Genomic DNA, 22,461 nt, shown 5'->3' with positions numbered 1-22,461 from the left:
ACTTTCAACTCCCTAAAAATCGGTCTCATTACCTAGTGTAATCAACCGGAATGCCTTATTTCCACGAAGTTTGCCGCTTCTCAGGGACCTTGCAGGCCTGGAAAACAATCCGGAAGAGTGCTATCAATTACCCAAATTTCGCAGCCTCTCCAAAATCAAGCACGAGATGATTTCATCGCAATCACAATCTCGTGTCGTTCCAGGTTAAGAGACATTCCACCACGCTGGGGTTCCCTTCCAAGCCACAATTCGTAGGACTTGTGAATTGGGGGTGACTCCACTACTTATATGGCAACCAAACTTCAACTCGTTACACGACCAGGAGAATATTCCGTCTACGGAACCGCGGAAAGGAAAGACCGCGGGGGCAAGGTGTTCGTGGAGGAGATGGAGAGTTTGGAGGATACGAAAGTTTTGGCAAGCGCCATCGAGCATCCGTTCGTCGATTGAATTCACCCAATTCTAACTAGACGCTAATCAGGGTCCAGAGTTTGAATCGGGAAAATAAGGACTTTCGATCCCTTTCGATCTACGGACAACCACAGTCTATCTCAGCTTTTAGCTAGTGCCGCCATTTCTTTTCCCTTAGCCGCTTTCCTGGGGGTCGATTACCCCGAAGTGTCGCGCAGCGACCACATGCGTTGCATTTCTGACCCCGATTGTTTCTTTTCCGCACCACAAAACGACCCGAAAAACGTCGTTTTGTCGAGATTCTCAAACCCCTTGCGTTTTCCGCGTCGAATTCCCAGCAATCGGGTCGATGCGGCCCCTTGCCACGTCCGCGCGAATTGCGAGGCTGCATAGGCATCGTTAGCATTACCCAACAGGGCGAATCGCTCCGCGACGTTTTCAGCACACCCCCAAGACATCCCCGGATAACAAAATCATGACGCAACGAGATTTCGAAGGACAAGTGGTTCTCGTGACCGGTTCGAGCCAGGGAATCGGCCGAGCCGCCATAATCGAATTCGCCCGCCAGGGGGCGAAAGTTGTCGTCAACTACCACTCGAATCCGGAGAAGGCTGAAGAGGTTGTCGCCGAAGTTGAAAAGGTCGGATCGGAAGCAATCGCCGTGAAATGCGACGTTTCCAGCTACGAGGCGGTCGAAGCGATGGTGGCCGAAACGGTCAGTAAGTTCGGCAAGCTCGACATCGCCGTTTCGAACGCCGTCTACAGCGATCGCGAGTTCTTCTACGAAGCCGATCTGGAAGGATTCCGCCGCACGATCGACGTCACGATGTGGGGTGCCTTCCACCTGCTGCGGGCCGCTTCCCGCCAGATGATCGCGCAGGAAACGCCAGGTGCTGTGACGGTGATCAGCTCGCCACATGCCTTCATCCCGGCGCCCAAGGCGATGGCCTACAACATGTCGAAGGCCGCCCTCGAGCATATGGCCAAGACGGCCGCTATCGAACTGTCGGACTTTAAGATCCGCGTGAATATTGTTCAGCCAGGCTGGACCGACACGCCTGGGGAGCGAAAGTTTGCCACCGACGACGTCCTGGAGGCAGGGGGCGCGAAGATCCCGGCTGGTCGCCTGGGTACGCCCGAGGAAATGGCCGAAGCCATCTGCTACATGAGCAGCCCTCGCAATACCTACATGACCGGGGCCACGCTGCTGGTCGATGGTGGGATCTCACTCCCATGGTGGGGCAAAACGGGGCGTGCCGCGCCGAGCTAACTCTAGGCGGTGTAATCGGTAAAGTTTTCTGAAAAACGTTTCCAATCGCGCGAGCCTTTTTCCCATCGCTGCGTAATGCTGAGTAAACTAGAACGTTTTAGGTAAGCTGATTTTGCTTCGATAGAAAACTCGTCCACCGTAAACGCCATGGCTCAAACTTATCTCCTGACTACCCCCGACGGCGAAGAAATTCACGTCGAGACTTCGCAGGCTGGCGAAACAATCACCACCCCAAGTGGCAAGACTGTGGTCGTGCCCACCCTGCGGGAAATGAAGAAGCTGCCTCCGGTCGAGGTCGAACAAGTCCCGGTCAAACGAGACTGGTCGGTCACGCAGTCGATGCTGTTTGTGGTGGGGCTGTTGGTCCTGCTGGGCTGCCTGGCGAGCTCGGTCTATTTGTACCGCATCACGCCGCTGGTTCAGATCGATGAAGCGGCCGAGGTCCCGATCGAGCTGATCGAAGGGGACGTCGAAAAGTGGAACATGGAGCAACGTCTCAGCTTCTGGGAATTCGCCACCAGTGACGAAGCCCTCAGCCACATGCGGGGCAATGCGACCGGCGAACGGCAGGTCATCGACCTCTACAAGTCGCGACAGATGTTCCTGGCGGTTTCGCTCGGAGGCGTGCTGATCGGTCTGGTGCTGATGGGAACGGCGTTCGCCTTTCCTGGCAACAAGGGAAGCTAGGCTCGCGCCGCATCTGGCATGCAACTCTTAGATCTCACACTTTCCACCGCGGTGGAAAATCTGGCCCTCGATGAAGCTCTGCTGGAACAAGCAGAAACTGGCAACCAACCTCTGGAAGTCTTGCGGATCTGGGAACCGACCGAACCGCTGGTGGTGATTGGCCGCGCTTCCAAACTGGAAGAGGAAGTCGACACCGAAGTCTGCCGAGAACGTGGCATTCCGGTCCTTCGCCGCAGCAGCGGTGGGGCGTCGGTCGTCACCGGGCAAGGCTGTCTGATGTATGCCGTGGTCCTCAGCTACGAGCGGCATCCGGAACTGGCCGCCCTCGACGTTTGCCATCAATACGTCATGGGGCGCATCCGCCAGGCCCTGGTCCACGAAGTTCCCGAGGTCAATCTGCAAGGGACGTGCGACCTGACCCTTCACGACCGAAAGTTCTCTGGCAACAGCCTCCGCAGCAAGCGAAGTCACCTGATCTATCACGGGACGATTCTGTACGACTTCGATTTGAAACTGATTCACCAGTTGCTCCGCACCCCGCCGCGAATGCCTGATTATCGCGGAGAGCGACCGCACGAGTCGTTCGTGACCAACGTTCCGATCGACCGCGAAACGCTCCGTCGCCGGCTGATCGAGGCCTGGGAGGTCGAGGGCCCCATGGTCGAGTGGCCCTTCGAGGCGACCGTGCGTTTGGCCGCCGAGAAATATGCCAAAGCGGAATGGACCTCAATGCGATAGAGATTTTATTGGGCTAGGATGGGGAGCAGGTTCCCAAGATTCTCAATATCTATCGCTAAGAAGAGGCCGTCCGATGCGATCCTGGTTGTTGTTGATTCCTGTTTTGTTTGCGCTGCCGACGATCTCCGTCGCAGAAGGCACCCCCGAAGCCAAAGAGCTGACGGTGGTCATCGATGTCTCGGAAGTGCCTGAGCTGAAAGCTTGGGGCGCCAACGCCGAGAAGCTGATTCGCGAATGGCATCCGAAGGTTGCCGAAGAGTTGAAGCAAGAAGGTTTCACCGCGCCGACCGAAGTGCGTGTGGTCTTCAAGAAGGATATGGACGGCGTCGCATACACGGTCCGCAATCAGATCACCATCGCTGGCGACTGGGTGAAGAAGCATCCCGAAGATAACGGCATGGTGATTCACGAGCTGGCCCACGTCTGTCAGGCCTATCCGCGTGGTGGCCCGTTCTGGCTGACCGAAGGCATCGCCGACTACATTCGTTTCTACAAGTTTGAACCAGAAACGAGCCTGCATCGGATTAACCCAGAGCGTCAGAAGTACACCGATGGCTATCGTACCAGCGCTCAGTTTGTGGCCTGGCTCGAAAAGACCAATCCTGGTTTCGTGCAGAAGGTGAATGAAGCGATTCGCAAACGCGAGTACAAGAACTTCATGATCCGCGAGATGACCGGCAAGAGCGTCGAACAGCTCTGGGACGAGTTCGTCCAATCGGACGACGCCAAGGGTCGCTAACCTTTTAAAGACGTTCAAAAGCCGCCTGCATGTTCGCTCCTTGGTTTGGGCCAACATGCAGGCCGGTCGTCTGAAGTCATCTTCTCTCTACCGCCATTCGATCTGATCGAACAAATGCATCAGACGCTCTCCCTTGGCGGGATGGATCGAAGCCACGTACGAGATCTTTCCCTGTAGATGCGCGCGGAAGTCGGGATGACCGCTTCGATTCTGACTCGCTGGTCCATGGCGAATGCAATTGGTAAGAATTGCCTTCAACGTCTCGAATGATTTTCGTGGTAGGTTGAGCTGCTGATTGACCACCAGTCCCGCGATCCGCTGCGCGACGCCTTGCTTCATCACCCGCGTCTTGCGGTGCTGGACCGCGAAGCCTTCCTCCATGGCGATCGCCGCGACGGAGATCGGAAAGCGATTTGCCACGCGGCAGAAGGCATCGTCGCCGGAAAAGACCAGGTCGTCTGCATACCGCGAATAGGTCGCACCGACCGCTTCGGCCAGTCCCGTCAATCGTTGATCCAAACGGTATGCACAAAGGTTGGCTAGAGCCGGTGATGTCGGTGCCCCTTGAGCCAGATGGGGCCGACGATAGGTGCGGATGGTCTCGAATGATTCGCCGGCCAGAACTTCGCCAGGCGTTGTCGTGCAGCAGATTCCGCCCAGCCGGTCCGCGACCTTTTCTGGGAAGCCGATCGCGCGAAACCAGCCTTGTATCTGGCAAAGGTGAATGGAAGGAAAGAAGTCTGCCAGATCAAGTTTCACACAGACCTGTTTGCCGACATGAGGTTGGGCAAACGTTTGAATCGAACGCCCTGAGCGAAAGCCATGGGCCGCGTCATGGGGTGGAACGCGATCGAGAATCTCGGTCAGGATCTTCCGCTGCAAGGTCTTTAAACGGGCCTTGGGAATCTCGATCAAGCGTGTTCGTCCTGATCGCTTTGGCAAGAAGCGATAGCGATAGTGCCGGAGACATTCGGTATCGCTGCGTTCGTTCCAGCCACGAAGATCGGCGAACCAATCGAGTTCGTTCGTGCGAACACCAAGCCACGCGGCAAGCTCGCCAGGTGTGGTGATTTCAACGGGAGCTTCCCAACCGATTGCTGCCGGAGAAGGAAGCATCGTCGGAACGATTGCCAGCGGATTGGCGACGTAAAGATCATCGCCGCGATACAGTGCACGATGGAATCCCGCGTATGTCAGGATCATCTTTTCGATCAGCACGACTCGCGGCCGGGTTTTCGCGCTGTGGCACGCCACGATCTTGCGAGCCAGCGGACGAAGCCATCGCCATCGTTTCCCGAGAAGTTCCGCACCGCGCTTCACCAGCGACTCGACATCGATCGGCCCTGCGACGAAGGCCGCGGCCAGTGATCGAGCGATGAGTTTGTGCGATTGCATGCCGTAATTCAGGTGGGAAGGATGCGCCAACCAGACCGGTCTAGCGCGTGCCGTAATGCGTGCAGCGCATTGGAGCCCGCGCGAAGAAATAGCAAGCCATTCAAGTTGCCCTGGGGTATCCCCAGAGAGGAACATTCAACACGGTGATTGAAAGATTCCCGCTTGGCGCATCCCCCCAGCCTGGATGCCATGATACCGATCAACTAGCGACGTTCAATGCATTGGGCCGCTGTTTTACAAAAGCCGAGCCAGCTTGCGTCCGGTGGTCGATAAGGGAAGTTCGCCCAGATGCGTAACGTCGCGCCACTGCCAGACGCGTGGCTGGCCGTCGGGACCTGCTTGCGGTTTCAAGCGACCTTTCTCAAATGCCATCTCGTGACAGAGCAACGTAATGCGATACTTGGTCACGCCATGTTTGATGGTGGTGATCAATTCGCCAAGGCTCGCCTGCACGCCGGACGCTTCTTGTAGCTTCGCCGTTAAACCTTCCAGCGGCGATGCAGCGTCGGCGGCGAAGCGGGGGAAGTCCCAGAGGCCGGCCCAGCGTTCGTCGGGTCCACATTGCCGGACCAGCACTTCGTTCTTCCGGCGGACGACCAAAGCGACTTCGGTAACCGGGATGAACTCGGTTTTCTTCTTAGGATGCGGGATCTCTTCCTGCCGACCGGTTCGGTAAGCCTCGCAGTGGGCTGAGAGAGGACAAAGCAAGCAGCTTGGATTCTTAGGCGTACAAACCAGGCTGCCAATTTCCATCATCGCCTGATTGAAGTGGCCGACTTCCTCCTCGGGCAGAATTTCTTCAGCGAACTGCCATAGTCGCTTTTGGCTGGCCGACGTCGTCAGCACTTCGTCCCAACCAATCAGCCGCGCGTAAAGCCGGAGGGTGTTCGCTTCCAGAATCGGCGCCTTCAAGCCGTAGGCGATCGAAGCGATGGCACCTGCCGTGTAACGACCGATCCCAGGCAAGCTTTGAATCTGATCGACATCGCGCGGAAAGACCCCGTCGAAACGTGCGACCACTTCCTTGGCGGCGGCATGCAGTTGCCGCGCACGTCGGTAATAGCCCAGTCCTTCCCACAAACGCAGGACCTTTTCCTCTTCGGCTTCGGCCAGTTCGTGCACCGTGGGAAACTCGGCGGTGAAGCGGCGGAAATACTCTTTGACGGTCGCGACCTGGGTCTGCTGCAGCATGATCTCGCTGATCCAGACCTTGTAAGCATCTTGCGATTTCCGCCAGGGAAGATCACGCTTATGATCGGCGAACCAGGCCAGAACTTGCGCTTGAAACGTCGCCAGCGATCCGCGCACCGGCGATTTAGCGGAAGAAGATTCGGTGCGGGCACTGCGTCGCGGCATGGGCTATTCGAGCATCCTTGGGTCACGAAAAACGTTCAGCCTAATGGTTTCGCCCAGGCTGGCAAGGCGTGACCATCGTGCGATGGCTAGGGGATGCCTGGCAACACGTCCTTCTTTGGGAGACCTTTCCCCCGACCATTTCAAACGGGGCATCTGGCGAGCTACAATAGAAGGGCCATTTCCTTCATCGATTGGTTCAGGTTGATTCCTTATGTTGCTTCGCCTTGCATCGCGTCCACTTTGCTTCGCCCTGCTTTTGGTCGGCCTGGTGGGCTGTTCGAAGAATCCTCCGGTGAACACCACCATGATGGAAACCGAGTTCGCCGAGCAGCTTCTCGCGCCGCCGAACTACCTGGCAGGCCTCGTCAAGCAAACCCCCGACGTCAAGTTCCAACCGATGGCAGGCGGTATCCGCAAGGCAAGTTCGCAGGTTCGGCTTCCGACCGGCGAATCGATGACGGTGTGGGTTTATCAGCCTGATCCACTTCCGCCTGGCAAGCTGCCATGCGTCTTCATTGCCCCAGCCGGGACGATGCTGATTCATGGGATGATGCTGACCGATGGCGACGTGCAAGAACATTTGCCGTGGGCGAAGGCAGGCTTCGCGGTCGTCGCGTACGAACTGAGCGGCCATGCCGATGCCGAGAAATCTTCTGACGATCAATTGAAGCTGGCGGCCGACAACTTTCGCGACGCCAAGTCGGGGCTGCTCAACGCCCAGGTCGCGATGGCTTTTGCCAAAGAGAAGCTGTCGTTCGTCGATCCGAACCAGTTCTACACCGCCGGTCATAGTTCCGCCGGAACGATGGCCCTGTACGTTGCCGAGATGGAACCCCAGGTCAAAGGAAGCATCGCCTTCATGCCGGCCGTGGATGTGCGTGCGACGCTGGGTCTCGATGGTATGACCTATCTGCAAAACAAATCGATCCTGACCGAAGCAGGTCCGTACGTCAGTGCGATTTCGCCAGCCACCCACATCGAACGCCTCTCGCGTCCGACGTTTATCTTCTTATCCGCCAACGATCGCAGCGACATCAATGGTCCAGCCGATACGTTTGTCTCGAAGCTTCGCGAACTGGGCAAAGATGTTACCGTCGTCCGCGCCCCAGGAGGTGGTCACTTCGAACCGATGCTCGACCCCGGCATTCCGATGGCGATCGAGTGGTTGAAGATGATCACGCAAAGTCACTAAGGCATCTCTTCCTGATTGTCTCGAATCAGGAACTGCTGCAGCACGCCGAGCTGGCCTGACTTCGGATCGTCGTGCCACTGCGAGTCGGTGTCATCGGTAAAGAACTTCACCGCGCCATCGACCAACAGCATGTTGACCCCGCCAGGATGGAAGCTGGAATAGCCTTCGCCGCATAGCGTATCGCCGTCCCAAGGCGGGGCATTAATCTTCGGCTTCGCACCGGCCACCACGTTCCAGATGGATGGTCCGCCATCATGCCGCATCGGATCAGGGACACCAGGCCAACTGCCTGCCCGGCAATTGGTCAGATCGCGTTCGCCCAGCATTACTGTGAAGCTAATCCCATCGGTGATGTCGTCGAGAGTAATGGCTGAGTTGCCAAAAAAGATACCGGTGTTCGGTTCGGTTCCGACGGCATCGTGCTTGTGACCAGCGTTGCCGACATACATGCTCAGGCCCCAGGGAATCGGCGTGCCGGTCGGATCCCAGCGGCGCTCAGGATGGTTCTCGCCTTCGTAGGTGAACGCTTTGTCGGAAGGGCAGAGGTAACCATCCATCGCTTCCTGCAGCAACTCGAGACGCTCGCCTCCCGTTTCGCTGACGGTCCCTAACGGGGTATTTAGATCGTCGGGTGTGGGATAAGAAGCATCGGTAAGGCTAACCAACTGTGAAGGCCAACCCCAAGCGGGTACTGTTTCCATCGCCCCGTCAGAGATGACCCAGCCCGAAGGAAACGCGTTGTTTGCGTTGTAATAGGTCTCCATCTGGAAACCAAGTTCACGCAGGTGGTTGGCGCAGGTTGTCCGACGAGCGCTCTCTCGACGCTGCACCAGTAGCGAAGCCAATGGGCCAGCGATCACACACAGCAGCAACAAACCGAGAAAGCCGCCTCCCAGCACCAGCGCCCAGGTTCGCGAGCGATCGAGACGCTGGTTGGCTTCATCAAGAGATTCTTCGTGGCGGCTTGGTTGCGATTCAGACATTCAGATCTTCAGCAGGCAAACAGTTGATGGGCAATCGATGGCAGGCCATTCGCCTGCCGACAGATTGCCCATTAAATCAGTTCGCTTGCCAGATTGCCATGAGCGGTCCTAAGACCACCAACCCAGCGATCAGGCCGAGCGTCACGAGAACGATGGCCAACCAATTGACGGTCGCTGGCGGAGATTTTGCATTTGGATCGGTTTGGGGGTAACCACGATCAAGTTCTTTTTGGGAAGCCATAGGAAGTGTCCTCCTTTGTTCAGACGAGCGACACGAATTGTCGCGATCGTCTTGGCACGAAGTTTCAGGTTTAGAAAGGAGAGCGTCGCAAACTTCGCGCCGATTGGGCATATAAAAATGGAGGGAGGCGAAACCTCGTCGGCCAAGCCCGCAAGCCCGACGTCGGACGGATCGCCTCCCTACCCGAGTCCCCGGCCTATCTGCCCGATAGCCGGATTGCCCGAGAAATCATCCGGGCAGCAGATCAGAACCGCAAAGCAAGACGTACGACAACGACTCATTTGCAATAAACCCCATGAAAACAATGCATTTGTCCGCAATTTGATGAGCGAGACGTGTTAAACCACAGGAACTGATGACAGGCTTTCGATACCGCTGCGTTCTAGTATTAAAGTCGCGTTCTAGAATTAAATAAGTTCCTGCGATTCCGACCAATCCAAGCCGCAGGTACTCTGCCTAGACTCGCGTGTTTTCATACAATGATGCCCGTAGGCTATCAATCTTCTTTTCTGAGCTGGAGTCGACCAGGATGAATCATTCCACGCCTTCGCCAAGTTTGTCGGCCGCGCAAACGGTTAGCGGTCTTTCGATCGGTGAGTATCTAATCCGTCGACTTCAGGAGCACGGCCTGGAGGATATCTTCGGGATCCCTGGGGACTACATTCTTTCGTTCTACGGAATGCTCGAGAAGAGTCCGATCAACGTTGTCGGATGCACGCGCGAAGACAGTGCTGGCTTCGCCGCTGATGCCTATGCACGCGTGAAAGGCTTGGGCGCGGTTTGCGTGACCTACTGTGTCGGCGGTCTGAGCATCTGTAACAGCATCGCCGGTGCCTATGCCGAGAAATCGCCGGTGGTGATTCTGACCGGCTCGCCTGGTCTGCGAGAACGGGTCAATAATCCGCTGCTGCATCATATGGTTCGCGACTTCAGTACGCAGAAGGATGTGTTCGAGAAGCTGTGCATCGCTGGTGCCGAGCTTTCCGACCCAGTCACCGCGTTTCGCGAAATCGACCGGGTGCTCGACGCGGTGGTTCGCTTCAAGCGACCTGGCTACATCGAACTGCCACGGGACATGGTGAACGTGATTCCGCATATCAGTCATGTCTTCCCTTCGCAGCAAACAACCAGCGATCCACAAGCATTGTCGGAAGCGGTCAATGAAGCTGCCCAGTTGATCGAGAAGGCTGAGAAGCCGGTCATTCTGGCTGGCGTCGAAATGCATCGATTCCATCTGCAGGACGAACTGGTCGCCCTGGCCGAACAGACGCAGATCCCGGTCGCGGCAACCATCCTTGGTAAAAGTGCCATGCGAGAAACGCATCCGCTTTACGTCGGCTTGTACGAAGGGGCGATGGGGCGCGAAGAGGTGACGCAGTACGTCGAAGAGAGCGACCTGGTGCTGCTGCTCGGAACGTTCATGACTGACATCAACCTCGGCGTGTTCACCGCCAACCTCGATCCAGCGAAGTGCATCTACGCGACGAGCGAACAACTTCGTTTGAAGCATCATCACTACCACGGGATCACGCTGGCCGACTTCGTTCGCGAACTTTCCCAGCGGAAGGTGACTTGTGCCAAGCGGCCGATGCCCGATGGCATTCGCATGTGCATGCCGCCGGTGGGTGAGGTGACCGAAAAGCCGATCACGACCGAACGCATGATGCAGATGATCAATCCGCTGCTGGATGACGAAACGGTGGTGATCGCCGACATCGGCGACGCCCTCTTCGCTTCGACCCAACTGGTGACCCAGGGGAACAGCGAATTCCTCAGCCCGGCGTATTACACGTCGATGGGCTTCGCCGTTCCGGCAACGCTTGGTGCCCAAACGGCCAAGCGAAACGCCCGTATTCTGGCGATGATCGGTGACGGTGCGTTCCAGATGACTGGGATGGAACTATCGACCATCATTCGTCATGGCTACGATCCGGTGATCATCGTGCTCGATAACCATGGCTACGGCACCGAACGCTGGCTGCATGCCGGCGATTGGGAATACAACGAGATCCATCCGTGGGCCTATAGCAAGCTGACGGAAGTGCTGCGTGGCGGAACTGGCTATGAAGTCAGTACCGAGAAAGAGTTCCACGAAGCGTTGCACAAAGCCTGGGACGATCGCGAGGGGATGAGCATCATCCACGTCCATCTGCCAGAGAACGATGCCAGCCGCACGCTGCACCGATTGGGACAGCGTTTGGGTGCTCGTGTCTAACGGCGATCAAGTCAGTTCCGGGAGCCGACCACCGAAGGCGGCTCCTGGCGAGGTGACGCTGTCGCCGAACTGACCCACTTTCACGCCGACCCGGTCAAGCATCTCGACAAACAGGTTCGCCATCGGCGTTCCTTGTGGATAAGCAATGTGTCGCCCGGTATTGAGCGTGCCTTGAGCATTGCCCACCAGCATCACCGGATAGTCTTCGCGGTGATGCCCCCCGTCCGCCATATAGCTGGTAAACATCAGCAGCGTGTTGTCGAGCAGGGTCGTGCCTCCTTCGTCGACGGCGGCCATCTTATCGACCACACGGGCAAAGTGCTGTACGAACCAGTGGCTCACCTGGCGGCAAGCTTCACGAGCAATCGGATCGCTGCGGCGTGGATCGGGATTGCCCCCTTGATGTTCCAGCGTGTGGAAGTGCCGCTCGAAACCAACGGTCACCACGCCTGGCATCATCGAGCCATCGCTGCCGACCGCCATGGTGGCGACACGGGTGGTGTCGGTTTGCAGGGCAAGAACAAACAGCTCCCCCATCATGTCGATCACCTGCGACTGCATCTCTGGATCTTGGGTCGAAACCTGATGGATCGGATCCCATTCTTTGGCGTTGGATGGTAAGCCCTTCGGAATGTCGGCAGGCACACCCATGCCGTCGGCCATCATCTCGGCGGCCTGGGCTTCGACCAGTGCGATGCGGCGTTCGACCGATTCGACGCTGGCCAGGTATTGATCGAGCTTGCGTTGATCGTAGGTGCCAACCTTCTTTCGCAGACGCTTGGCATCTTCCATAACGATGTCGAGGATGTGGCGATCGATCGACTTGTCAGCCGGTGCTGCCGCCTGACGGGCCTGGCTTTCTGCGCGGCGCTTGGCACGTGCCTGCCAATCCGGCGCCATCGGTTCGCGGCCGCGGAACATGCGATCGAAGATCACGCGCGGATTCATTTCGTAAGGGACCGGTTCTCCCTGATCCCGATACGAATACTTCCATTCGTCTGGCGTCGTGGTCATTTCGAGGCTCGGCAGATAGGTCTGCGAACCGAGATGCTTGGCGGCCATCTGATCGACCGAGATCGATGTCACCGGCACACCGTTTTCTTTACCGACTTCCGCGGCGGCAGTCAGATGCATCGAGGCACAATGCTCGTGCGCGTTGACGTTCTTCGACCGGCCATGATGGGCCAGTCCGGAAAGTACGAGCATCTTGTCTTTATGGGCCTGCATCGGCCGGAGGATCGAAGGTAACTCGTTGAGTGCTCCTGGTTTCTCTGGCTTCCACGATTCAATCACCGTTCCGCCCACGGTCGAGTAGATCCCCATCCGCATCGGAGCCAGGCTGTTGGCAGCGGCCAGGGCTTTGCTCGAAACCATCGATTCGAGCCATGGCAAAGCCAACGCAGCACCGGTACCTTTCAACAGTGTGCGGCGGGAAATCGGTTTCATGCTCACGGTTGTACCTTGGGAAAAGGATCCACAGACTAAGGTGCGGAGGCGACTTGTTGCTGGAAGCCGCGACGATACTGGAAGGGATAACTTTCGATGATGCCGTAGATCAACTCTTGCATCTTGAAGTCGTTCGCGGCGGCTCGCTCGACAATCTGAGCAACCGCCGGGCGGTCTTCAAAGGTCAGCTCGCGTCCGAGGGCATACGTCATCAACTGTTCGGTCAGGTTTCGTACGAAGCGCGGTTTCTGCTCCAGCAAAATGGCCTTCAGTTCGACGACACCATCCACCTGCCGACCGCCAGGAAGGATGCCGGTCGAATTGACCGGCTCGCCTTCTCGCTCTCGTTCAAATCGACCAATCGGATTGAACTGATCCAGCGCGAATCCGAGTGGATCCATTTTTCGGTGGCATCCGGCACAAGTCGAGGATTCGTCTGCATGCAGCGATAGCAGTTCGCGAAAACTCTTGGCCTGATTCTTGTCGGACCCTTCGTCGATCTGCTCGACATTGGCGGGTGGCGGAGCAGGCGGATCCCCGATGATGACATCCAAAACCCATTTGCCGCGGCGGGTCGGACTGTTTCGCGACACGTGCGAGGTCATCGCCAGAATGCCTCCCATACCGAGCAAACCGCCCCGTTCCGGATTGCGACGCTTGTTGATCTCGGCCTTTTGGAACTCTTGCTGGTAACCGCCATAGCGATAGATGCTGGTCAGGTCACGATTGGTGAACGAATAGTCGGCGTCCAACAGGTCGATCGCACTTTGGTTTTCTTGCACCAGGTGTTCCATGAACAACAACACCTCGGTCCGCATGGCATGGCGGGTCCGAGCGGTGAACTCGGGAAAGAACTCTTCGCTCGGCAGGGCGTGTTCCAATTCGTCCAGTTGCAGCCATTGCTCGGCGAAGTCGTGCACGAAGACCTTCGAGCGTTCGTCTGCCAACAGCCGCGCGATTTGTTGCTTGAGCACTTCTGGCTGATGAAGCTGTTGGCTTTCGGCCAGGCGAAACAGTTCTTCGTCCGGCATCGTGTTCCAGAGGAAGTAGCTCAAACGTGATGCCAAGGCGTAGTCATCGATTGGCTGCGGCTGGTCCCCCTCGGCGGCTGGCTCGATACGAAACAGAAACGACGGCGAGACCAACACAGCCTTCAAAGGGTAGCGAACGCTTTCCTCGAAGTTCGCTCCTCCGGCCTGGGCCATGTCGAACAGTACGAGCAGGCGATCGACTTCGTCCGCTTCGACGGGGCGGCGAAAGGCTCGCGTCGCAAACGATGTCACGATTTGGTGAGCCGCGTCCCGAGCTGGCAGCTTCGAGGAAGGTTCGGCGATAAAGATCTTTTCGTGGGCTTCCGTGCTGGGGATGATGCCTTGCGGCGAGACTGGCCCGGTCACCGTCAGCGATTTCCAGCCCATGTGTTTGAAGCGATGATCGTTCTCGGACCAGGCCGGGCCAACTTCCGCGTTGAGAAATTCGATCGACAGGTCGAGTTCGCCAGCAGGCAATCGCAGCGTGACGACTTCCACACCAGGATTGTCCCGGGTTCCGAGCACCGAAATCGACTTGCGGTTCTGGCCATTCACACCAATCGCCAGATCAGGTTGCCATTTCGCCCACTTCGGTCCTTTGTGACCCCATGCGGCCAATTCCAACCGGTAGGTGCCTTCTTTGTCGATCTTCAACGGGAAATTATGGGTGCTGTTCAAACGGAACAGTCGGTAGCCATCGACCACTTCCGTGGCAGGGGGAATTGGGCCATCTTTCCCTTTTCCTTCCGGAAGCTCGCCTTCCAGTTTGTAAGGAACTTCCGCGATGTCGAATAGGGTCGAAGCAGGCTTCGTATCGACGGCTCGCGCCAGCATCTCGTCGGCGGCTGCCAGGTACTTCTCGAGCAGCAGCGGCGGGACTTCGAGGGCGGTACCAATGTTGTTGAAACCGAACGCCACCGGATCTTGCGGCAAACCGACCGCCGTGGCGACGTCGTAATCGACACCGAGCAAATCACGCAGGGTGTTTTTATATTGCAAACGATTCAACCGACGAAAGACGATTGCACCAGGATCGGTCTGCGGCTTTTGGTCGAGCTGCTGGCCAAGGGTTTCGGCCCAAGAGATCAAAGCTTTCCGCTCGGCGTCGGTTGGTTGGTCCTCGTCCTGAGGTGGCATAAACTGATCTCGCTGCGTGCGAGCAACCTTCAGCCAGGTTCGGATGTGGGCGTAAAGCTGCTCAGGCGAATCGATCTCATCGAGGGTCACGTTCCCCGCGGGCGAGTCAGCCGTGTGGCAATGAACGCAGTGTTGGTCGAGAATGGGTACGATGTTGGCATGAAACTGCTCGACACTTCGCGATAACGACGAAGTTTGCGGCTCTTCGGCCCTCACGTCGAAACCGACGGTTGACCCAAGGCATCCCAACAGAAGAATGCAGACGTAATTGGTCCGGCAAGATCGCACTGGCAAGATCACGAGATAGGCAAGCGGGGTAGGACACCACAGACGAGAGAGTGTCTATTCTACTACCTATGAGCCAGCCAAGGCAAAGGTTACATCGGACCACCCCAATAGAGCAAAAAGCCACCCGAGGAATTGAACATGCCAGGATTACTGATAACGAAACTGAAGTCCCCCTTGGAGCTAAAAGACTATGACTTAGGGGAACTCAAACCGGGATACGCCAAGATTGCCCTGAAAGCGGCTGCTTTGAATCGCCGCGATTACTGGATTACCCAGGGCCTTTACCCGGGGATCGAACTACCCAAAGTACTGGGTTCAGACGGGGCTGGTATCGTTCAGCAGGTTGGCGACACCAAGGATGACAATTGGCTCGACCAAGAGGTGATCATCAATCCAGGCTGGAATTGGGGAACCAGCGAAGCCGCCCAGTCGCCGCAATTCACGATCCTGGGGATGCCGCAGAACGGTACGTTCACCACCCACCTTCATGCCCCGGTCGAAATGCTGCGAGCCAAGCCGAAGCATCTCAGTTGGGAAGAAGCCGCCGCGTTGCCTTTGTCAGGCGTGACTGCGTTTCGCGCTACCATGTCGCAAGGTCAGCTACGTCCTGGCGAGAAGGTTCTGGTGAGTGGCATCGGCGGTGGTGTCGCCACGCTGGCCCTTCAGTTCGCCGTGGCGATCGGCGCGGAAGTGGCCGTGACGTCTTCGAGCGAAGCGAAGATTGCCAAAGCGAAGGAGATGGGGGCGAAGTGCGGCTTCAACTACAAAGAAGAAGGTTGGCAGAAGCAAGCCGCCGAGAAGTTCGGTCGGCCGAACCTGATCATCGATAGCGCTGCCGGAAAAGGGTATGCGAACCTGATCGATCTGGCCGCGCCAGGCTGCCGCATCGTGAACTACGGCGCGACGACTGGCCCACCGGAGAAGGTTGACATGTTCAAAGTGTTCTGGAATCAGTTGAAGCTGATTGGTTCAACCATGGGCTCTCCGGCCGATTTCCGCGGCATGCTCGAACTGGTCGAGAAGCACGAGATTCGCCCGATCGTCGATCAGGTGTTCAGCCTGGCCCAAGGGAACGAAGCCTTGGCTCGGATGGAACAAGGGGAACAGTTCGGCAAGATCGTCCTTCGCATCTGAGTTGGCAATCGTCTCGCGGACTCCAGTCGGGTGGGCTAAGGAAACCTGGACAGTTACATTCGCCAGTCTCCCACCTCTCGTAGATTTAGATACCTAGTAGAAAGAGCATCATGAAGAATCGTCCTTTGGGCAAATCAGGAATCGAAGCCTCGGTCGTCGCATTTGGAGCATGGGCGATCGGTGGCTGGACGTGGGGCGGGGCCGATGAAAAAGAATCGATCGCGGCCATTCACGCGTTCCTCGACGCGGGCGGCAACCTGATCGATACCGCTCCGATGTATGGCTTTGGCGTCAGCGAAGAAGTGGTCGGCAAGGCGATTGCCGATCGACGCGACAAGGTTGTCTTGGCCACCAAGTGCAGCATGCGGTGGGATCTGAACGACCAACAGAAGAAACGTGCCGCCAAGCGATTCAGCACGACCAAAGAAAATGTCGACTGGAACGGTGAGCCTACGAAGGAAAGCTTCGACGTCTATATCTACAGCGGCAAGGATGGCATCCGCGAAGAAGTCGAACGAAGCTTGAAGCGGCTGCAGACCGACGTGATCGACTTGTACCAGACGCACTGGCAAATGGACGACACGCCCATTGCCGAGCGAATGGAAACGCTCATGGAACTGAAGAAGGAAGGCAAGATCCGCGCGATTGGTGTCTGCAACGCGACCAACGAAGAAATGAACGCCTATCGCCAGTTCGGTCAGCTGGATACCGATCAGGAAAAGTACTCGATGCTCGATCGCGATCTGGAAGGGACCAATCTCGATTACTGTGCCAGCAACGATCTCGCGTTTCTCGCCTACAGCCCCTTGAGCCAAGGTTTGCTGACCGGCAAGATCACCGCCGATCGGAAGTACGAAGAAGGGGATCAGCGCAACTTCAAGCCGCGCTTCAATCCTGAGAACGTCGCCAAGGTGCAAGCGATGCTCGAACCGATGCGAGCCATCGCCGAAAAGCATGACGCAACGCTCGCCCAGTTGACCATGGCTTGGACACTGGCCCAGCGCGGTTGCTCGCACGTCCTGTGTGGTGCTCGCACCCCAGAACAGGCCGTCGACAACGCCAAGGCTGGCAGCATTGAGCTCAGCGATGCCGAGCTGGCGGAAATCAGCAAGGCGGTTGCAAGCTACGACGGAATCTAGTTCCGACCTGGCAAGCTTGCCGCGTTCATCTTAACCCGACGCCTCTCCAAAGGGTGAGGCGATCACGACAATGTAGCCGTCAGGGTCGCGCACCCAGATCTCGCGATGTTGTGCGTTGGGATTAAATAACGGACCGTCGACGATCTCGGCATCCATTTGCTGGGCTCGGGCGACGGCCTCCTCAAACGCGGGGCTCTCGAACCAAAGCAGAGCCCCGTTGCCATACGGCTTCTTGCTCGGGTCACCCATGAACGGGTGTTCGTGCGCTTCCCAGCGATGCAATTGCAGGACGAGAGTTCCCTGATTGTTGACAATCATCTCGTACTCGTCCCCTCCATGCCCACTCTGGCAACCGAGTAGTTGTTGATACCAGCGACTGCTGACAGGGACATCGTGAACGGCAATCATCGGTTGGGGTAGCATCGCGCAGTTCTCGAAAAAATAAGTGCGAGGTTGATCCGTTTCGATTAGGTTAACGGCATCTGATCTGTACTCAAGGAGTTGGAAGAGATGCCGCAGAATTGCACCGTTCTATCGCTGATCTGGCTGTTGGTGTCCCCGATGATCTTATGCGCCGAGAAGCCTTCGCCGGAAGCTCGCTTCACGGTGCCGACTCAAGGGCACATGGAAGTGCTGATGGTGCCAATCGATCGCGTCCACCATCTCCAGATCGAGACGCTGGAAGACGTGCTGGAACTGCGGGAGAAGCTACAAAAGGTGCCGCTCGATCGGAAAGCGATCCTGGACAAGACATGGCTGCCGAAGGCAGGCATCACCACAAGCGAGGCACCTTTGCCAGCCCCTCCGCCGCGCGCCGTAGGAAAGGTTCGGCGATTCGATTGGTGGCAGACGACGGTCGATTTCAACGAGACCCACTTCGTCGAACGGCGCCAATTCGAGGAACTCCGACGATTGAAGGCGATCAGTCCAGCCTGTTCGATCGAACAGCAATCGCACCCTACGCGCGACTACTTCGATCATCTGGTCGCGGGAAGTAATTGGTCCGCGCGACTGACGGTCGACCATTTGCTGATGCGAGGACGTAATGCGTTCGCGCGGCCGTACGGTTCGGTGATCGTTGATCAAGACGAAGTCCTGCGTATTCACACCGGCGAAGTCGAAACCTGCTTCAAGACACAAGGCGAAGACGATGCAATTGAAGCCGTCGCACGGCTGTCGAATGGCAAGGTTCGCGACTTCAGCCTGCATCTTGGATTGCAGCCACCGAGTGAGTCGGTCTCGTTCTGGCTTCCCCAAGTCGTGCTGAGGTTCCGAACGGCTGATCGAGATCAACATCGGGCTACGGTTTATTACATTGATCGAGCCGACTTTCAGACAGAAGTCGACCCGTTGCAATTTCAGGTGCCGATGAAGAAAGGCTCGGTCTATATTCCTCGCGACGAAGCACGGCCCAATGCTTTGTCCGTTCCGGTGGACATCGAAGACCTTTCGATCTTCACGCCGGAGCAGGCCAAGCAGTTGCTGCAAACGATCCAGCGTGGAAGATGACTTCGGCTACTCTTCGTCGTTGTTGCCGAAGGTTCCGAAGCCGTCGCTGTAGCCACCAAACGGTTCGGCCAGATCGTCCAGTGTTTCTTCAATGTCGAACACGGTGTCGACGCTGGCCAGAATGGTCTTGGTGCAGTAGCAGGTCCATTCGCCAGACTCTTCGTCTTGTTCGACGCTGGTCTCGAAGCCGATCTTGCGGGCTTCCTCGGCGATCTGTTCGCCTGACTGCTGATTTGGCACGGCAATAAAGAAGTCCATCTCCAACGGCTGAGAAAGATCGGAACCATCTGCTTCGATCATTTCGAGGGCTTGGGCGGTCACAGCTTTGGCATCAGGATCGAACATGGCACGGTTCCTCGTTTCGGGAGAATGGCTCTACGTTCTATTCTACTCTTCGTTCCAGGGACAGGGGACTCCTCGATTCCCAAGCCAGTGAGCGACAGATTGCTGAATTGCCTCCTGATCTTCCCGATAAAGGCCGCCGCTGAAGATTCAATAGATCTGCCGCGGAGCGATCGCCAGCCGAACCGCTTCCCAGTCGCTGGCGGCGTTCTCTGGGGTCTGCAAACGGAGTTCGGTGGAGGACTTCGACAAGGTGACCAGGTCGAAGTGATCTTCCACGGCAGTAAACAGGGGTATGCCAAGCCGCAAATCGAGGTCGGTTTCGAGCGAAGCGAAGTACTCGTAGCCCATGGGAGAGCCTTCTGACAGCAAGGAAGGGGAAGTTTGACCCGGCTTGTGCCGTCTAGGATACTAAACCAGACCCTAACCTCCAATCTTTCATCATCGACGGTGCCTGCCCGATGTTACGTGTTTTGCCGTTCGCAAGCATGCTGCTGCTTCTGTTTGCCGCGCCTCTTTTGGCGAGCGACAAGCCCAACGTCATTTTCATCCTGGCGGACGATCAAGGTTCGGTCGATGCCGGGTGTTATGGCTCGAAAGACTTGCACACGCCTCACATGGATTCGCTGGCCGTGCATGGCGTCCGCATGACGCAGTTTTATTCGGCAGCGCCGGTTTGCTCTCCTTCCCGTGCGGGGGCCCTCACCGGACGCTGGCCCGTTCGTGCTGGCGTGCCGAACAACTGTTCGTCGAAACAAGGTGGCGGCAGCGCGCTGCCGAGTGACGAGATCACCATGGCCGAGATGTTCAAGGCTGCCGGTTACACGACAGCCCACATCGGAAAGTGGCACATCGGCTACACACCAGACACGATGCCATTGGCCCAAGGGTTCGATTATTCGATCGGGCACATGGGTGGCTGCATCGACAACTACTCGCACTTCTTCTATTGGAACGGACCGAATCGTCACGATCTGTGGCGGAACGGAAAAGAAGTTTACGAAGATGGTCGCTACTTCCCGCAGTTGATGGCGGACGAAGCAGGCGAGTTCATCGAGAAGTATCACGACCAGCCATTCTTCATCTACTACGCGATGAACACGCCTCACTACCCTTACCAGGGCGAAGCGAAGTGGCTCGAGCATTTCCAGGACGTGAAGTATCCTCGTAATCTGTACGCGGCGTTTATTGCGTCGCAGGATGAACGGATCGGGCAACTGCTGGCCAAGCTCGACAAGCTCGATCTGCGGAAGAATACGATCATCATCTATCAGTCGGACAATGGCTACTCGACCGAAGAACGCGCTCACTTCGGCGGCGGCAAAAGTGGTCCCTACCGTGGTGCCAAGTTCAGCATGTTTGAAGGAGGCATCCGCTTGCCCGGCATCATCAGTTGGCCAGGGCATTTGCCGGAAGGGGAAGTCCGCGATCAGATGGCTCACGCTTGCGACTGGATGCCAACCTTGGCGGAACTGACCGGGGTGAAGTTACCAGAGACGCACCTCGACGGGCGCTCGATGGTCGAGATGCTGAACAACGCGGGTGCCCAAAGTCCCCACTTCAATCATCCGCTGCATTGGCAAGTTGGAACCGGAAAGAATGCTGCCTGGGCGGTACGCGCTGGCGATTGGAAATTGATTGCCAACACCCGCGATACGAACGAGAACGCTGGCAATGCAGCATTCAAATTGTTCCTGGCCAACATCACAGAAGATCCTGGCGAAACGACCAACCTCGCCGATCAACACCCTGACATCGTCGCTCGCCTGACCAAGCTTCACGACGAAGAGATCACTCCTTAGTCCCCATCTGCCGCTAACCCGATAAAGCCCCACCCATGCCACGTCTGATCGCTCTTGTTCTGCTGTTGTCGCTCGCTGCGCCGGCTCTGGCCGCTGCGCCCAAGCGGCCGAACTTTCTGATTATCTACACGGATGATCTCGGGTATGGCGATGTTTCGACCTACCATGCGTCGGACGTCCATTCGCCCCACATCGACAAGCTGGCGGCGGAAGGGATGACCTTCACGCAGATGCGAGCCAACTGCACTGTTTGCTCTCCGTCGCGGGCCGCGCTGTTGACGGGGCGCTATCCTGATTTGGTCGGCGTGCCAGGGGTGATTCGGACCAATGAAACCAACTCGTGGGGCTACTTGAAGCCGGGCATTCCGACGCTGGCCGACGAACTGAAGAAGCAAGGTTACGCGACCGCGTGCATCGGCAAGTGGCATCTCGGATTGGAGTCCCCTAACACACCCAACGAGCGCGGCTTCGATCACTTCCATGGTTTCCTTGGCGACATGATGGATAGTTACACGACCCATCGCCGCGAGGGGCACAACTACATGCGGCTTAATCAGAAAGAGATTGATCCGCCTGGACACGCGACCGATCTGTTCGCGCAGTGGGCCGCCGACTACTTCTCGACTCGGGCCCAGCAAGCGGACGAGCCGTTCTTTTTGTACCTCGCTTTCAACGCCCCCCACTTTCCGATCGAGCCCCCCAAGGAATACCTCGACGCGGTGAAGCAGGCCCAGCCTGACTTAGACGACAAGCGGGCCAAGAACGTCGCCTTCGTGCATCATCTGGACGATGCGGTCGGCAAGGTTTTGGCATCGCTCGAGAAGAACGGCTTCGCGGAAAACACCGTCGTCTACTTCGGCAGCGACAACGGCGGAAGTCTGCCACATGCCCAGAACAACGATCCTTGGCGCGACGGCAAACAAAGTCACTACGACGGCGGCCTGAAGGTTCCGTTCTTCGTTCGCTGGCCAGGGCACGTTTCGCCCGGCAGTCGATCCGATTACCAGGGGATGAACTTCGACATCTTCCCAACCTTCCTGCATTTGGCCGGTGCAAGCCCAGCCGCCGACTTGAACGCGGTCAGTCTGGTGCCTTTGCTGGAAGGGAAGGCGATGCCCTCAAGCTCTCGCGATCTTTACTTCGTACGTCGTGAAGGAGGCGCACGTTACGGAGGCAAATCGTACCAGGCCATCATTCGCGATGGCTGGAAACTGATGCAGAACGATCCGTATTCGCCGCTCGAGCTGTATCATCTGCAGGAAGATCCCCAGGAACAAAACAACCTGGCCAAGACCGCGCCCAAGAAGTTCCGCGAACTACAACAAGCCATGCAAAAACAAATCCAAGCCGCCGGCAGCGTGCCATGGCAACCGTGAGGGTGCCGAGCCTAGCAAACGCACTTGAAG

Annotated in this window: 19 protein-coding genes; 11 read left to right on the top strand and 8 right to left on the bottom strand. The window is 57.2% G+C overall.

Annotation, left to right across the window (positions count from 1 at the left end):
- Positions 1 to 886 precede the first annotated feature (886 nt).
- The 4 genes from ABD890_RS11735 to ABD890_RS11720 all read left to right on the top strand — a co-directional run bounded on the left by ABD890_RS11735 (position 887) and on the right by ABD890_RS11720 (position 3,845).
- A complete protein-coding gene (locus ABD890_RS11735; protein WP_345089133.1) occupies positions 887 to 1,681 on the top strand; it encodes an SDR family NAD(P)-dependent oxidoreductase in 795 nt (264 codons plus the stop codon).
- A 147-nt stretch (positions 1,682 to 1,828) separates the two neighbouring features.
- On the top strand, positions 1,829 to 2,368 hold the full coding sequence (locus ABD890_RS11730) for a hypothetical protein (protein ID WP_345089130.1): 540 nt from the start codon (positions 1,829 to 1,831) through the stop codon (positions 2,366 to 2,368).
- 18 nt (positions 2,369 to 2,386) lie between these two features.
- Positions 2,387 to 3,106, top strand: a complete 720-nt coding sequence (locus tag ABD890_RS11725; RefSeq protein ID WP_345089127.1) for a lipoate--protein ligase family protein — start codon at positions 2,387 to 2,389, stop codon at positions 3,104 to 3,106.
- Positions 3,107 to 3,179: 73 nt separating this feature from the next.
- Positions 3,180 to 3,845: a basic secretory protein-like protein gene (locus tag ABD890_RS11720; RefSeq protein WP_345089124.1), complete on the top strand. Its 666-nt coding sequence runs from the start codon at positions 3,180 to 3,182 to the stop codon at positions 3,843 to 3,845.
- An 87-nt stretch (positions 3,846 to 3,932) separates the two neighbouring features.
- Here the strand turns inward: ABD890_RS11720 and ABD890_RS11715 are convergent, their stop codons facing one another.
- Positions 3,933 to 5,240 (bottom strand): reverse transcriptase family protein, encoded by a 1,308-nt coding sequence (locus ABD890_RS11715; protein WP_345089121.1) that lies wholly within the window; start codon positions 5,238 to 5,240, stop codon positions 3,933 to 3,935.
- A 234-nt stretch (positions 5,241 to 5,474) separates the two neighbouring features.
- A complete protein-coding gene (gene mutY, locus ABD890_RS11710; RefSeq protein WP_345089118.1) occupies positions 5,475 to 6,596 on the bottom strand; it encodes an A/G-specific adenine glycosylase in 1,122 nt (373 codons plus the stop codon).
- Between the two features lie 211 nt (positions 6,597 to 6,807).
- Here mutY and ABD890_RS11705 point away from each other — a divergent pair, with 211 nt between their 5' ends.
- Positions 6,808 to 7,788 (top strand): alpha/beta hydrolase family protein, encoded by a 981-nt coding sequence (locus ABD890_RS11705; RefSeq protein ID WP_345089115.1) that lies wholly within the window; start codon positions 6,808 to 6,810, stop codon positions 7,786 to 7,788.
- Here the strand turns inward: ABD890_RS11705 and ABD890_RS11700 are convergent.
- Positions 7,785 to 8,771, bottom strand: coding sequence for a DUF1559 family PulG-like putative transporter (locus tag ABD890_RS11700; RefSeq protein WP_345089112.1), 987 nt, complete (start codon positions 8,769 to 8,771; stop codon positions 7,785 to 7,787). The two genes, ABD890_RS11705 and ABD890_RS11700, sit on opposite strands and share 4 nt — an antisense overlap.
- A gap of 770 nt (positions 8,772 to 9,541) precedes the next feature.
- Between ABD890_RS11700 and ABD890_RS11695 the strand changes: the two genes are divergently transcribed.
- A complete protein-coding gene (locus tag ABD890_RS11695; protein WP_345089110.1) occupies positions 9,542 to 11,227 on the top strand; it encodes an alpha-keto acid decarboxylase family protein in 1,686 nt (561 codons plus the stop codon).
- Between the two features lie 6 nt (positions 11,228 to 11,233).
- Here ABD890_RS11695 and ABD890_RS11690 read toward each other — a convergent pair whose 3' ends face one another.
- Entirely contained in the window at positions 11,234 to 12,673 is a 1,440-nt protein-coding gene (locus ABD890_RS11690) for a DUF1552 domain-containing protein (RefSeq protein ID WP_345089107.1), read from the bottom strand.
- A gap of 35 nt (positions 12,674 to 12,708) precedes the next feature.
- Positions 12,709 to 15,057 (bottom strand): DUF1592 domain-containing protein, encoded by a 2,349-nt coding sequence (locus ABD890_RS11685; RefSeq protein WP_345089105.1) that lies wholly within the window; start codon positions 15,055 to 15,057, stop codon positions 12,709 to 12,711.
- A 210-nt stretch (positions 15,058 to 15,267) separates the two neighbouring features.
- Here ABD890_RS11685 and ABD890_RS11680 point away from each other — a divergent pair, with 210 nt between their 5' ends.
- A complete protein-coding gene (locus ABD890_RS11680) occupies positions 15,268 to 16,263 on the top strand; it encodes a zinc-binding dehydrogenase (protein ID WP_345089103.1) in 996 nt (331 codons plus the stop codon).
- A gap of 110 nt (positions 16,264 to 16,373) precedes the next feature.
- Positions 16,374 to 17,402, top strand: coding sequence for an aldo/keto reductase (locus ABD890_RS11675; RefSeq protein ID WP_345089100.1), 1,029 nt, complete (start codon positions 16,374 to 16,376; stop codon positions 17,400 to 17,402).
- A 30-nt stretch (positions 17,403 to 17,432) separates the two neighbouring features.
- On the opposite strand, the gene ABD890_RS11670 is transcribed toward ABD890_RS11675, so the two are convergent.
- The gene (locus tag ABD890_RS11670) at positions 17,433 to 17,825 is read right to left on the bottom strand and encodes a VOC family protein (RefSeq protein WP_345089097.1); all 393 of its coding nucleotides are present in this window, start codon (positions 17,823 to 17,825) and stop codon (positions 17,433 to 17,435) included.
- Positions 17,826 to 17,912: 87 nt separating this feature from the next.
- Here ABD890_RS11670 and ABD890_RS11665 point away from each other — a divergent pair, with 87 nt between their 5' ends.
- Positions 17,913 to 18,911: a hypothetical protein gene (locus tag ABD890_RS11665; protein ID WP_345089094.1), complete on the top strand. Its 999-nt coding sequence runs from the start codon at positions 17,913 to 17,915 to the stop codon at positions 18,909 to 18,911.
- 6 nt (positions 18,912 to 18,917) lie between these two features.
- Here ABD890_RS11665 and ABD890_RS11660 read toward each other — a convergent pair whose 3' ends face one another.
- Together ABD890_RS11660 and ABD890_RS11655 are read right to left on the bottom strand one after the other, a co-directional pair.
- Positions 18,918 to 19,256 (bottom strand): ribonuclease E inhibitor RraB, encoded by a 339-nt coding sequence (locus ABD890_RS11660; protein WP_345089091.1) that lies wholly within the window; start codon positions 19,254 to 19,256, stop codon positions 18,918 to 18,920.
- Between the two features lie 147 nt (positions 19,257 to 19,403).
- Positions 19,404 to 19,604 carry a hypothetical protein gene (locus ABD890_RS11655; protein ID WP_345089088.1) on the bottom strand — a complete coding sequence of 67 codons (201 nt, stop codon included), beginning with the start codon at positions 19,602 to 19,604 and terminating at the stop codon, positions 19,404 to 19,406.
- Positions 19,605 to 19,714: 110 nt separating this feature from the next.
- On the opposite strand from ABD890_RS11655, the gene ABD890_RS11650 reads away from it, so the two are divergent.
- Positions 19,715 to 21,055, top strand: coding sequence for a sulfatase-like hydrolase/transferase (locus ABD890_RS11650; protein ID WP_345089085.1), 1,341 nt, complete (start codon positions 19,715 to 19,717; stop codon positions 21,053 to 21,055).
- Between the two features lie 35 nt (positions 21,056 to 21,090).
- Positions 21,091 to 22,431, top strand: coding sequence for a sulfatase family protein (locus ABD890_RS11645; protein ID WP_345089083.1), 1,341 nt, complete (start codon positions 21,091 to 21,093; stop codon positions 22,429 to 22,431).
- Positions 22,432 to 22,461: the final 30 nt, after the last annotated feature.

Origin of the sequence: Bremerella cremea (genome assembly GCF_039541315.1) — a bacterium.
Classification (GTDB): Bacteria; Planctomycetota; Planctomycetia; order Pirellulales; family Pirellulaceae; genus Bremerella; species Bremerella cremea.
This window is presented reverse-complemented; position numbering and strand designations above follow the sequence as displayed.